The sequence below is a fragment of the Alloalcanivorax sp. genome, assembly GCF_964221125.1.
GTDB classification, from domain to species: Bacteria; Pseudomonadota; Gammaproteobacteria; order Pseudomonadales; family Alcanivoracaceae; genus Alloalcanivorax; species Alloalcanivorax venustensis.
In genome coordinates this window covers 1-11,905 of record NZ_CAXPXK010000030.1, presented here as the reverse complement: position 1 = coordinate 11,905, position 11,905 = coordinate 1, and the positions used below count along the sequence as shown (strand labels likewise).

General features: G+C 65.3%; 11 protein-coding genes. 4 read left to right on the top strand and 7 right to left on the bottom strand.

Annotated elements, in window-relative coordinates; genetic code table 11:
- The first annotated feature begins 308 nt into the window (after window positions 1-308).
- Window positions 309-800, top strand: a complete 492-nt coding sequence (purE, locus tag ACEQZD_RS04095; protein WP_067610214.1) for a 5-(carboxyamino)imidazole ribonucleotide mutase — start codon at window positions 309-311, stop codon at window positions 798-800.
- 7 nt (window positions 801-807) lie between these two features.
- Window positions 808-1,914 (top strand): 5-(carboxyamino)imidazole ribonucleotide synthase, encoded by a 1,107-nt coding sequence (locus ACEQZD_RS04090; RefSeq protein ID WP_370184187.1) that lies wholly within the window; start codon window positions 808-810, stop codon window positions 1,912-1,914.
- A 76-nt stretch (window positions 1,915-1,990) separates the two neighbouring features.
- Here the strand turns inward: ACEQZD_RS04090 and ACEQZD_RS04085 are convergent, their stop codons facing one another.
- From ACEQZD_RS04085 to gmk, 6 genes are all read right to left on the bottom strand, one after another.
- The gene (locus ACEQZD_RS04085) at window positions 1,991-3,448 is read right to left on the bottom strand and encodes an alpha/beta hydrolase family protein (protein ID WP_370184185.1); all 1,458 of its coding nucleotides are present in this window, start codon (window positions 3,446-3,448) and stop codon (window positions 1,991-1,993) included.
- A gap of 246 nt (window positions 3,449-3,694) precedes the next feature.
- Window positions 3,695-5,479: an alpha/beta hydrolase gene (locus tag ACEQZD_RS04080; protein ID WP_370184183.1), complete on the bottom strand. Its 1,785-nt coding sequence runs from the start codon at window positions 5,477-5,479 to the stop codon at window positions 3,695-3,697.
- 277 nt (window positions 5,480-5,756) lie between these two features.
- Complete coding sequence (locus ACEQZD_RS04075) at window positions 5,757-6,143, bottom strand: RidA family protein (protein ID WP_142947850.1); 387 nt, start codon at window positions 6,141-6,143, stop codon at window positions 5,757-5,759.
- 13 nt (window positions 6,144-6,156) lie between these two features.
- Complete coding sequence (locus tag ACEQZD_RS04070; protein ID WP_142947849.1) at window positions 6,157-8,271, bottom strand: bifunctional (p)ppGpp synthetase/guanosine-3',5'-bis(diphosphate) 3'-pyrophosphohydrolase; 2,115 nt, start codon at window positions 8,269-8,271, stop codon at window positions 6,157-6,159.
- Between the two features lie 204 nt (window positions 8,272-8,475).
- On the bottom strand, window positions 8,476-8,739 hold the full coding sequence (rpoZ, locus tag ACEQZD_RS04065) for a DNA-directed RNA polymerase subunit omega (protein ID WP_142947848.1): 264 nt from the start codon (window positions 8,737-8,739) through the stop codon (window positions 8,476-8,478).
- A gap of 63 nt (window positions 8,740-8,802) precedes the next feature.
- Window positions 8,803-9,435 carry a guanylate kinase gene (gmk, locus tag ACEQZD_RS04060; RefSeq protein ID WP_142948012.1) on the bottom strand — a complete coding sequence of 211 codons (633 nt, stop codon included), beginning with the start codon at window positions 9,433-9,435 and terminating at the stop codon, window positions 8,803-8,805.
- Window positions 9,436-9,535: 100 nt separating this feature from the next.
- On the opposite strand from gmk, the gene doeB reads away from it, so the two are divergent.
- Complete coding sequence (gene doeB / locus ACEQZD_RS04055) at window positions 9,536-10,525, top strand: N(2)-acetyl-L-2,4-diaminobutanoate deacetylase DoeB (RefSeq protein ID WP_335628325.1); 990 nt, start codon at window positions 9,536-9,538, stop codon at window positions 10,523-10,525.
- On the opposite strand, the gene ACEQZD_RS04050 is transcribed toward doeB, so the two are convergent.
- The gene (locus tag ACEQZD_RS04050; protein ID WP_370184179.1) at window positions 10,526-10,963 is read right to left on the bottom strand and encodes an Rrf2 family transcriptional regulator; all 438 of its coding nucleotides are present in this window, start codon (window positions 10,961-10,963) and stop codon (window positions 10,526-10,528) included. It lies immediately after the preceding gene.
- 100 nt (window positions 10,964-11,063) lie between these two features.
- Between ACEQZD_RS04050 and ACEQZD_RS04045 the strand changes: the two genes are divergently transcribed.
- Window positions 11,064-11,905 (top strand): globin domain-containing protein (locus ACEQZD_RS04045; RefSeq protein ID WP_370184177.1); only part of this gene is annotated, 842 nt, incomplete at its 3' end.

Sequence of the window (11,905 nt, the reverse complement as noted above, 5' to 3'; positions counted from 1 at the left end):
ACTGCTTTGCTGCAAATGCCTTTCGGCCGGCACCGCGAATCCTTGCCGGCGCCGGAACCCAGCATCACAAACGGCGCCGCCGGTGGGCAAATCCCTATGAGAACGATTGCTGATAATCACCCCTTGTTCATGCCGGGGGCTTATATAGGGACGGAATTCACCGGCACTGGGCCTTGCCGCCCGGCTGCGGTATTGTTGGCGCCTTCGCCCGGCTTCCGGCGGCTCCAGGCCGTTGGTCCCCTTGTGCCGGGCGGTGGAATCGGTAGAGTGTGCGCCCTTGAAAGTGGCCTCCGCACGGGAGTGAAGCAATGACGGTATCGGTAGCGGTTGTAATGGGGTCCCAGTCCGACTGGGAGACCATGAAAGAGGCTTGCGACGCCCTGACCCAGTTCGGTGTGAGCTGGAAGGCGGAGGTGGTGTCCGCCCACCGTACCCCGCAACGCATGTACGACTTCGCCAAAAGCGCGGCGGATCAGGGCTACAAGGTGATCATCGCCGGCGCCGGCGGCGCCGCCCACCTGCCCGGCATGATCGCCGCCATGACGCCGCTGCCGGTGCTGGGCGTGCCGGTGCAGAGCCGCTCGTTGTCCGGCCTGGACAGCCTGCTGTCGATTGTGCAGATGCCCAAGGGCGTGGCCGTGGGCACCCTGGCCATCGGTTCCGCCGGCGCCTACAACGCCGGCCTGCTGGCGGCGCAGATGCTGGGCAGTGACGACCCGGCCCTGCAGAAGCGCATCGCCGACTGGAAAGCCGCCCGCGCCGATCAGGTGCTGGCGGACGCGGAACTGGGTCAGGGGTAAGCGCGGCATGAATCGTGTACTGGTACTCGGCGGTGGCCAGCTCGGCCTGATGATGGCGGAGGCCGCCGCCCGCCTGGGCCTGGTGGTGGACCGTTACGACCCGGAGCGCACCCTGCTGCTGCCCGGCACCTCCGATCTGGCGGTGCCGATCACCTGGGAAGAGTGCCTGGAGCGCTACCCGGTGGTCACCGTGGAGCGCGAAGCGTTCCCCGACAGCGGTCTGTCCGCGCGGCTGGCGGCCAGTGACCGCTGCGTGGCGCGCGGCGCCCTGGCGGTGATCCCGGACCGCTACACGCAGAAATCGATGCTCGATGAATTGGGCATCGCCACCGCCCCCTGGCGCAACCTGGACCGGGTCGAGGATCTGGCGGACGCCGCCGCCGAGTTCGGCGGGGTGGTGGTGAAGGCGCGAAGCGGCGGCTACGACGGCCGCGGCACCTGGATCGTCGGCGACGGCGGCGACCTGTCCGCGGTGCCGGCGGAGGAGCTGGCCGGGCGCGCCATCGTCGAGAAGAAGATTCCGTTCCGTCGCGAGCTGTCCATCGTCGGCGCCCGCAACCCGGCCGGCGAGACCCTGTTCTACCCGCTCACCCGCAACTGGCACGTGGACGGCATCCTGCGCCTGAGCCTGGCGCCGGCCAACGCCAGCGCCGCGCTGCAGCCGGAGGCGGAGAACATCCTGCGGCGGATCATGGAAAAGCTGGATTACGCCGGCGTCATGGCGGTGGAGTTCTTCGAGGAAGACGGCCGCCTGCTGGTCAACGAGATCGCGCCCCGGGTGCACAACTCCGGCCACTGGACCCACGAGGGCGCCGACTGGTCGCAGTTCGACCTGCACGTGCACGCCCTGGCCGGCGTACCGCTGCACTCGCTCAACGTGCACGGCCCCAGCGCCATGGTGAACCTGATCGGCACGCCCTTTGATCAGGCCTGGCTGCAGCACCCGGGCGTGGTGCACTGGTACGGCAAGAGCGTGCGCCCGGGCCGCAAGGTGGGCCACGCCAACCTGGTGGCGCCGACCCTGGAAGGCCTGCGCAACGGCCTGAACGCCTGGGCCGACGTGCTGCCGGAAGGCTTTGAGGCGATCCTCGACTCGGAGCTGGCGCTGGACTGAGCGTCCGCTGTCGCCCCGCCGTAAAGAAAACGCCCCGCGAATGCGGGGCGTTGTCGTTCAGGGCTTCGGAAAAGCCTTACGGGGGCGTGGTGCAGGCCGGCACGCCGTTACGGTCGGCGGTGGTGAACTGGCAGCCGAAGTCGTCGGCGGCCACCGTGGCCGGATCGAGAAAGTCGTCGCCGGCCGGTTTAGGGCCGCCCTGTTCCCAGGCCACCATGTCCTCGAAGGCGTTGATCTGTTCCTCCGCGGTGTAATCGCAGTGGCCCGGTGAGCGGATCGCCCGCTGCACCAGCCAGGTGTCGTTGCCGTTGGCCTCGGCCCGCTCGCGGTAGATCTGGCCGTGGCGGAAGGGCACGTAAAAGTCACCCAGCCCCTGCAGGCTGACCACCGGAATGTTGAATTCCCCGTTGATCACCGGAATCCAGCGTAGACCGTCGTTACGCAGGCCGTTGGCGGACGGGTTCTCTTCCACGCGCAGGATGGTGTCGTTGAAGGCCTGCTCCTCGGTGCTGAGCGGCGGGAAGTTATCGAACTGGTAGGTGACGCCGGCGTTGCCGCTCAGGTCCCGGGCCAGAATGCCGTTGACGGTGCCGTCGCGGCCGCCGGTGCCCATCACCACATGCCAGTAGTAGGTGGTGAAACCGATGTCGGCCACCGGGCGTTCGCCGCCGGAGAGATTCCGCATCAGCGCCTGGAACTGTTCCCCCTCGGCGGTGGGCACACCGAGCGAGCCGGTCGGATTGTCCGTCGACGGCGGGATCGGCGGTATCGTCCAGATCACCGAGTTGATGGCGCCGGCATCGAAATTGGTGGCCGGGATACCGGTCAGCGGCGGCGCGTCGGGGTTTTTCATATGCGCGAAGTGCTGCGCCGCCATGGTCGCCTGGGTGAGGTATTCGAACTCGAAGGTGTCACCCACCACGCCGCACATGGGTACGGCGCCGTGGTACTGCACCGGGTTGTTGGCGGTGGCCAGGGTTTCGTCCTCGATGGCGGCGGCGGTGACATGGCCGCCCATGGAGTGGCCGATAATGTAGAGGCGGTCCGGGTCGGTGAGGCCGGTGATGTCGGTGAACGCCAGCGCCAGTTCGTTGGTGTCTTCGACGCCGGTGCGCACGTCGTAGAAGTTGGTGGAGTAGCTGGAGGCGGCCCAGGCGTAGCCGTTATCCAGCAGCCACTGGCGAATGCTGGGGTTGCCGACGGTGAGTTCGGAACCCTCGCCCCGGTAGCCGTGGGCGTACATCACCAGGCGGCCGTTCCAGGCGGCCGGAACCTCAATGCGGTAGCTGGCGCCGTTGGGGCGGATGCCGGACCACTGTTCGGCGTCATCGTGGCCGGTGACGCCGCCTTCCGCGTCGAAGGCGGCGGCCTGGGTTTCGCTGGCGGTGAAAGTGCGGGTGTCCTGGACGCGCGCCGGTTGTGACGGCTCGCCGACGCCGGAGCTGCTGCTGTCGCCGCCGCAGCCGGCCAGCAACCCGGCGCTCAGCAGGCCGGCCAGAAGCCCGATCCTGGGTATTGTGAAATGGGTGCTCATTGCTGCTCTCCCTGTTTTATTGGAATTGTGGGTCTTTTCTTCTTTGTGTTTCGCTATGCGAAATAGCTTTCTAAAAGAAAGCAGCGGTTAATATCCGCCCGATGAATAAAAGCTGTCAATAACCTGAGAGGCCGAACGGGGAATTTGAGAGGTGGTCGTGAAGGCGCCTTGTGGGCGCTTGCCGGGTGGCTGAAAGCCACCCTTTCGCGGGCTGGGCCCGATCAGGCCCAGCCCGAACCGTCAGGGTTAGAAGTCGACGCGCTGGAGCACCAGGTCGGTGACCTGGACGGTGCCGGCGGGGGTCTGGTCGAAGGCCAGCTCGATGGCGTTGAGGTTGGTGAAATCGACGCCTTCGAACGCGGTCAGCGGAATGTCCACGGCGTTGAGCGTGGTCTTCTGCGAACCGTGGTTGGTCTCGTCGTAGAATTCCCGGCCCGGCGGGTAGAACAGGCTTTCGGTGTAGTCGCTGGCCAGGGCGGACACGCGGTTGCCGTCCATGTCCTCGAGGATCACCTGGAAGTCCTGGCCGGCGGTGTTGTCGGCGTCGCCGTGGGACACGCCCACGCGCACCGACAGCACCTGGTAGTCGACAGCGTTCACGCCCAGCAATTCGGAGCGGTAGGTGGCCGCGGTGTCCCAGGCCATGAAAAGCTGCTCGGCGATATTGAAGGTGGGGGTGGCCACGTCGCAGCCCTCGCCGGGCCGGCCGTTGGTCTGGCAGATGCCGAACGAGGAGAAGCCGTCGAAGCGCACCGCGCCGCCCAGGTTGTTGGTGGTCAGGCTGGCCGGGTCCAGGGTGTCGTCGATCACCAGGCGGTCCGCCGCCGGGGCGTGGATGCTCAGCAGGTAGCGGTCGTCGCAGGGGCCGGTGCCGTCCGGGCAGGTGTTGCCGGGCACGGAGGTCTGGCCGTTCCAGTAGGCGCCGAACTCTTCTTCGCCGCCGATGAAGTAGCGGAAGAACGAAGCGATGAAGAACAGGCCCTGGGCCTGCTGCACTTCCGGCGTGTCGCGGCCGTTACCGGCGGCGTTCTCGCCGCACCAGGGGTCGTCGCCGTCGCTGTCGAGAATGGTCCAGTCGTCGGGGCGGGTGTCGGTGGTCCAGACCGTGTTGTAGTAGTTGTGGTTGGCGCCCATGGGAATCAGCTGGAACTTGGGATAGGGGTCGTTATCCACGGCGTAGCGGCTGGTGTCGTAGGCGAAGTTGCCCATCAGATCTTCCACATCGCCGTCGCAGTAGCCGGCCAGGGCCAGGAAGGTGACGTTGCTGACCGTCTGGGTGTTGTAGTCGGTGGGCGCCAGCGAGAACACCGCGGTGATGTTGTGCGGCTCGGGCTGGTTGCGGTTGTAGATCACGGTCTGATTCACGCCTTCACCGCCGCGGGAATGGCCCATGATGCCGATTTCGCTCATGTCCAGTTTGCCGGTCAGCATGTCCAGGCTGTTGCCGCCGGAGGCGTTGATGGTGCGGAATTCGTCCAGGTGACGCACCACCAGCATGGACCGGGCGAGTGCCCCGGTGTCGCCGTTGCTTGGGCCGCTGTCGTTATCGTTGATGTCGTTGGCGTCCACGGAAATCACCGCGTAGCCGTGGCTGGCCAGATTGCGGGAGATGTATTCGTAACCCCGGTAGCTGGGGATCGGGTTGGCGCAATCGTCGTCGTCGATCCCCCAGCCGTCGTAGCAGGTGCTGTGGCGGCCGTGCAGGAAAAGCACCACCGGGAAGGGGCCGGTCTGACCCTCGGGGTACTGGATGTAGCCGTGGATGTCGGTGTCGTAGCTGTCCCCGTTTTTGTTGTCCATGACGGTCATGCGGCCAAAGTTGTATTCCTCTTCGGCGACGGTGAACGGACCGGTGGTGGCGGGGTCGGTGGCTACGCCGGTGCTCACGGCGTCCGGGGTGGTCTTGGCGTCGGGTGTGTCTTCCACGTAGGAGGATGAAGAGTCGCCTCCGCAGCCGGCAAGGAACAGAAAGGCCGACAGGAAGACCAGACCCAGCCCGTTTCCGGGCAGAGAACGAAAGGTGCTGCTCATAATGTTTTCCCCTTGAAGGTAAGGCGGCAAGTGTCCAATCAGGACGGGCGTACTCAGGCAAGTTGAGTGCCACCGGCCTTGCGGGAAGGCATTTGAGTTTACTTAATTGATGTAAAAGTGATTGTTTTTATAGGGGTATTTTTAATTGTAAAAAGCGTTGGGAGAGTGAAGATCAGGTGATGAAAGCGTCCGTTGCGGGACGATCCGTACCGTTCCAGGCACAAAAAAAGGGTGCCGGTGGGGCGCCCTCTGGCGTCGTTTTGGTGCGCGGCGCCGGTCAGGCGATATCCATCACCGCGTCCATTTCCACCTCGGCGCCCTTGGGCAGGGCGGCCACGCCGATGGCGGCACGGGCCGGGTAGGGCTCCTGGAAGTATTCTTTCATGATCTCGTTGACCAGATTGAAATGGCTCAGGTCGGTGAGAAAGATGTTCAGTTTGACGATGTCGTGCAGGGCGCCCCCGGCCGCGTCACAGACCGCGCTGAGGTTATCGAAGACACGCCGTACCTGGGCGTCCATGCCGCCGCCGACCAGTTCCATGGTGGCCGGGTCCAGCGGGATCTGGCCGGACAGGTAGACGGTGGAGCCGGCCTTGATGGCCTGGGAGTACGGACCGATGGCGGCGGGCGCCCGGTCGGTTTTGATCACGGAACGATTGGACATGCTGCTGTTTCCTTCAGGCACTGATGCGGTGAATCCTCACAACATTGTCCACGGTGCGCAACCGCTTGATGATGCGCGCCAGGTGGACCCGGTGTTTCACGGTGAGGGTGACGTTGATGATCGACAGGGTGGGGTCTTTGCCGGCCATGTCGATGGTGTCGATGTTGGAGCCCAGCTCGGAGACCACGTTGGCCAGGGTCGCCAGCACGCCGCGTTTGTTGACCAGCTCGATGCGCAGCGCGGCGGTGAATTCCTGCTCCACGTCCTTGTCCCAGTTCAGCGGAATGCATTTTTCCGGCGCGTCGCGCATTTCCGCGAGCAGATTCTTGCAGGTGTCGCGGTGCACCACGATGCCCTTGCCGGCGCTCAGGTGGCCGATCACGGTGTCGCCGGGCAGCGGGTAGCAGCATTTGGCGTAGGTCACCATCAGCCCTTCGCTGCCGCGAATCGCCAGGGGCAGGCGGTCGTCCTCCGGGTCGCGGTTCTCGCCACGGGCACCGGCCAGCTTGCGCGCCACCAGCGGCGCCAGCCGGTTGCCCATGCCGATGTCCTCGAGCAGTTCGTCCACGGTGCCGTAGTGGTTGTTGTTCAGTTCCTGTTGCAGGGTTTTTTCCGACAACAGCGACAGATCCAGCTGGTAGGGGATCAGCGCTTTCTCCAGCAGCCGCTGGCCCAGCTCGGCGGCGTCCTCGCGGCGCTGCTGCTTGAGGAAGTGGCGAATGTTGGAGCGCGCCTTGCCGGTCACCACGAAATTCAGCCAGCCCGGGTTGGGGGTGGCGTTGGGGGCGGTGATGATCTTCACCGTCTGCCCGGATTCCAGCGGCGTGGACAGCGCCGCCAGCTTGCCGTCGATGCGCGCCGCCACGCAGCGGGTGCCCACCTTGGTGTGCACCGCGTAGGCGAAGTCCACCGGCGTGGCGCCGGCCGGCAGCTCCTTGATGTCGCCCTTGGGCGTGAACACGTAGGCCTCGTCCGGGAACAGGTCCACCTTCACGTTCTCGATGAACTCCATGGAGTTGCCGGCTTTCTGCTGGATCTCCAGCAGCCGCTTCATCCAGGACTGGGCCCGTGTGTGGGTGGGCGAGCCTGGCTCGTCGTGGGACTTGTACAGCCAGTGGGCGGCGATGCCGTTGTTGGCCATCGCTTCCATTTCCTCGGTGCGGATCTGAATCTCCAGCGGAATGCCGGAGTGCGCCTTCAGCGTGGTGTGCAGCGACTGATAACCGTTGGCCTTGGGAATCGCCACGTAATCCTTGAAGCGGCCGGGAATCGGAATGAAGTGATTGTGCACCGCGCCCAGCACCCGGTAGCAGGTGTCCACCCGGTCGACGATGATGCGGAAGCCGAACACGTCCATGATGTCCGCGAACGGCTTATGCTGTTCCTTCATCTTCTGGTAGATGCTGTACAGATGCTTTTCCCGGCCCAGCACCCGGGCCTGGATGCCCTCTTCCTCGAGGCTGCGCTCCAGGCTGGTCTTGATCGAGGAGAGAATCTCACGGCGGTTGCCGCGCGCCGATTGCACCGCCTTGCCGATCAGCCGCGCGCGCATCGGGTGGATATTGTGGAAGGCGAGATCCTCGTACTCCACGCGCATGTTGTACATGCCCAGCCGGAACGCGATCGGGGCGTAGATCTCCAGGGTTTCCGTGGCGATGCGCTTGCGCTTCTCGGCGCGCATCACATGCAGGGTGCGCATGTTGTGCAGACGGTCGGCCAGCTTCACCAGGATCACGCGGATGTCGCGGGTCATGGCCAGCATCATCTTGCGCAGATTCTCGGCCTGCTGCTCCGCTTTCGATTCGAACTTGATCTGGGCAATCTTGGAGACCCCGTCCACCAGCTCGGCGACTTCCTCGCTGAACGCCTCGGCGAGCTGCTCCTTGGAGACGCCGGTGTCCTCGATCACGTCGTGCAGCATGGCCGCCATCAGCGAGGCGTAGTCCATGTGCATGTCCACCAGGATGTTCGCCACCGCCAGCGGATGCGTGATATAGGGGTCCCCGCTTCGCCGGTACTGGCCCTCGTGGGCTTTCTCGGCAAAATAGTAGGCGCGAACCACCTGTGAAATTTGCTCTTCCGTCAGGTAGCTGCGTAACCGTTTTTTCAGGTTGTTGATCGAGGGCAAGATTCCTCGCCACGCCGCCAGGGCGAATCGAAGTGAACGATAATTCCTAGCTTAGGTTTGGCGTGGTGATTTGTCTACGTTATCGCCGTGAGCGCTTGAAAAGGCAGGGGTTTTCGGTCTGAAAGGCGGGCGCTATGAAGGCTTGTCAGGGAAGTGTTGCGGAGCGAGGGGCGCGGCATCGCGGCCCCTCACGTCACTTTGGCGTTACTCGCCGAACGACTGGGTCAGCATCGCCAGGTCGTCCACATCGGCGCCCTGATCGGCGATCGGGTTCTCAACCGATTCGGAGGTCACTTCCCCCGCGGCGATTTCGCGCAACGCCACCACGGTGGGCTTGTCGTTTTCCCAGGCCACGCGCGGCTCTTTGCCGCCGGTCTGCAGCTGGCGGGCGCGCCGGCTGGATACCAGAACCAGCTCAAAGCGGTTATCCAGGTTTTCCAGGCAGTCTTCTACGGTTACACGGGCCATGTCGATCTCCTATTGCGGGGGGCGCGGGTCGCTGGACTCGGGCGTTCCGCGCGGCCCGCGATTCTACTGGGTTTCAGTACCGGACAACAAGTCGGCGAGCGTGGCCGCCTGGCGTACCGCCTGGCGGTCGGTGGTCAGACGGCGCGCTTCGACGATGGCGGCCAGCTCGTGCAGGGCCCGTTCGAAGTTGTCGTTGACCACCAGATAGTCGAATTCGCCGTAGTGGCTCATCTCTTCCCGGGCCCCGGCGAGGCGCTTCTCGATCACGTGGTCGTCGTCCGAGGCGCGGGTGCGCAGGCGCTGGGCCAGGGTCTTCAGGCACGGCGGCAGGATGAAGATGCTGGCCGCCTCCGGCAGCAGGTGGCGGATCTGGGCGGCGCCCTGCCAGTCGATCTCGAGAATCACGTCCTCGCCGCCGCGCAGCGTCTCCGCCACCCAATCGGCGCTGGTGCCGTACAGGTTGCCGAACACCTCGGCGTGCTCCAGGAACCGGCCCTCTTCCACCATGCGCACGAAGGTCTCGCGGCTGGTGAAGTGGTAATTGACCCCTTCCACTTCGCCCTCCCGGCGCGGCCGGGTGGTGTGCGATACGGAGATACGCAGGCGGGGCAGCTTTTCCACCAGCGCCGCCACCAGGGAAGTTTTACCGGCGCCGGAGGGGGCCGACACAATATAGAGAGTGCCTTTGTCGGTCATACGCATGCGGTTCCTGTCTGCCGGGGTCTCACTGCCCGCGAAAACGGGCATTATAGGGGGAAGTCCGCGGCCCGTCATGGCCAAGCCCGAAGGAGACACCATGCAGGACAGCCCGATCACCGCCACCGTGGATTTCCACCGCGACGGTGTGCAACACGGTTTTCTCAAGCTGCCGCACTCCCACGACGACTCCGCCTGGGGCAGCCTGATGATTCCGATCACGGTGGCGCGCAACGGCGACGGGCCCACCGCCCTGCTCACCGGCGGCAACCACGGTGACGAATACGAAGGCATCACCGCCCTGCTCAAGCTGGCCGGCCGCCTGCGCGCCGAGGACATCCGCGGGCGGGTGATCATCGTGCCGATGATGAACCACCCGGCGGTGCTTAACGGCACCCGCACCTCGCCGCTCGACAAGGGCAACCTGAACCGGGCGTTTCCGGGCAGCCCCACCGGCAGCCTCACCCAGCGCATCGCCGACTATTTCACCCGCTACCTGGTGCCGCTGTGCGACCTGGCGCTGGACATCCATTCCGGCGGCCGCACCCTGGACCTGTTGCCGTTCGCCGCCACCCACCGGCTGGCCGACGCCGACCTGGCACGCCGCTGCCTGGAGGGCGCGCGCGCCTTCGGCGCCCCCAACACCCTGCTGATGGCGGAGCTGGAAGGCGACGCGCTCTACGACACCGTGGTGGAGGCCCAGGGCAAGGTGTTCATCAGCACCGAGCTGGGCGGCGGCGGCACCACCACGCCGGAGACCGTGGCGCTGGCGGAGCAGGGCGTGGACAACGTGTTGCGCTGGGCCGGTATTCTGCCCGGCGAGCCGCGAATGTCGCCTACCCGTATGCTGGAGATTCCCGACAGCGCCCACTACCTGCAGAGCGAACACGCCGGCTTGCTGGAATTCGCGGTCAACCTGGGGCAGCCGGTGAAAGCCGGCGCGGTGATGGCGCGGGTCTATTCCATGGAGCGTACCGGCGCCGAACCGGCGGAATACCGCGCCCCGGTGGACGGCCTGCTGATCGGCCGCCGCCACCCCGCCAAGGTGGCCATGGGCGACACCTTCGCGGTGCTGGCGGTGCCGTTGTAGTCAGGCACTGGCGGGGAGCAGCAGGCCCCGCAGTTCCGTGTCGTTGGTGATCAGTTCCGCCAGCGTGTAGCCGTCCAGCACCTGCAGAAACGCCTCCTGCGCCCGGCCCAGCACTTTTTTCAGGGTGCAGGCCGGGTCGATCGGGCAGGACGAATTCTCCCCGAAGCATTCGAGCAGTTTCAGATTCTCGGTCTGTCTGACCACCTCGCCCACCGAGACCCGTTCCGGGTCGCCGGCCAGCACCAGGCCGCCGCCGCGCCCGCGCAGGCTCTTCACATAGCCCAGCCGCGTCAGTGTCTGCGCCACCTTGGCGATGTGGTTCGCCGAGATGCCGTAGCTCAGCGCGATTTCCTGCACCGTGGCCGGGGCCTTGTCGCGGGACAGCCCCAGATAGATCAGCAGACGCAGGGAGTAATCGGTGTGGGTCGTCAGTTGCATAAAGTCGTTGACCGCTTTTAAAGAGGTATATAGTATTCCTGTTTAAAAGAGGTATGTAAAACGCCTCTTTTAAGTCCGGAGAAACAGGAGACCTGGAATCATGCTGACCACCGATCAACTCGCCGTTATCAAAGCCACCGTGCCGGTGCTGCAGGAACACGGGGAAACCCTCACCCGCCATTTCTACCAGCGCATGTTCGAGCACAATCCGGAAGTGCGCCCCTACTTCAATCCGGCGCATCAGCGGTCCGGGTCTCAGCAGCGTGCCCTGGCCGGCGCCATCTGCGCCTACGCCCAGCACGTGGACAACCCGGCGGCGCTCACCGACGCGGTGGAGCTGATCGCGCAGAAGCATGTGTCGTTGGGGATCCGGCCGGAGCACTACCCGATCGTCGGCGAGAACCTGCTCGCTTCCATCAAGGAAGTGCTCGGCGACGCCGCCACCGATGACATCATCGACGCCTGGGCGGCCGCCTACGGCGCTCTGGCGGATATCTTCATCGGCCGGGAGGCGGACATTTACCAAGAGCAGGAGCAGCGGTTCGGCTGGCAGGGCTTCAAGCCGTTCGTGGTGGCGCGCCGCGAACCGGAGAGTGACAACATCACGTCCTTCTACCTGCGGCCCGCCGACGGCGCCGCGCTGCATCCGCACAAACCCGGCCAGTACATCACCCTGCGCGTGGACGTGCCCGGCGCCGGCCCGGTGATGCGCAACTACAGCCTGTCCAACGCGCCCGGCGACGAGTACTACCGGATCAGCGTCAAGCGGGAAGCGGCGCCGGTGGACGGTGCCCCGGACGGGGTCTGCTCCAACCACCTGCACGCCAACCTGAAAGAGGGTGCCCGCGTGGAGCTGGCGCCGCCGGCCGGGGAATTCGTGCTCGATACCCGGGAGCAGGAGGCGCCCATGGTGCTGATCGCCGGCGGTGTCGGCATCACGCC

What these genes read in the sequence shown, in the direction of transcription:
- doeB (WP_335628325.1), top strand. Translation starts at nt 9,536, where the DNA reads ATGCAGGACAGCCCGATCACCGCCACCGTGGATTTCCACCGCGACGGT.
- ACEQZD_RS04085 (WP_370184185.1), bottom strand. Translation starts at nt 3,448, where the DNA reads ATGAGCACCCATTTCACAATACCCAGGATCGGGCTTCTGGCCGGCCTG.
- purE (WP_067610214.1), top strand. Translation starts at nt 309, where the DNA reads ATGACGGTATCGGTAGCGGTTGTAATGGGGTCCCAGTCCGACTGGGAG.
- ACEQZD_RS04050 (WP_370184179.1), bottom strand. Translation starts at nt 10,963, where the DNA reads ATGCAACTGACGACCCACACCGATTACTCCCTGCGTCTGCTGATCTAT.
- ACEQZD_RS04080 (WP_370184183.1), bottom strand. Translation starts at nt 5,479, where the DNA reads ATGAGCAGCACCTTTCGTTCTCTGCCCGGAAACGGGCTGGGTCTGGTC.
- rpoZ (WP_142947848.1), bottom strand. Translation starts at nt 8,739, where the DNA reads ATGGCCCGTGTAACCGTAGAAGACTGCCTGGAAAACCTGGATAACCGC.
- ACEQZD_RS04090 (WP_370184187.1), top strand. Translation starts at nt 808, where the DNA reads ATGAATCGTGTACTGGTACTCGGCGGTGGCCAGCTCGGCCTGATGATG.
- ACEQZD_RS04075 (WP_142947850.1), bottom strand. Translation starts at nt 6,143, where the DNA reads ATGTCCAATCGTTCCGTGATCAAAACCGACCGGGCGCCCGCCGCCATC.
- gmk (WP_142948012.1), bottom strand. Translation starts at nt 9,435, where the DNA reads ATGACCGACAAAGGCACTCTCTATATTGTGTCGGCCCCCTCCGGCGCC.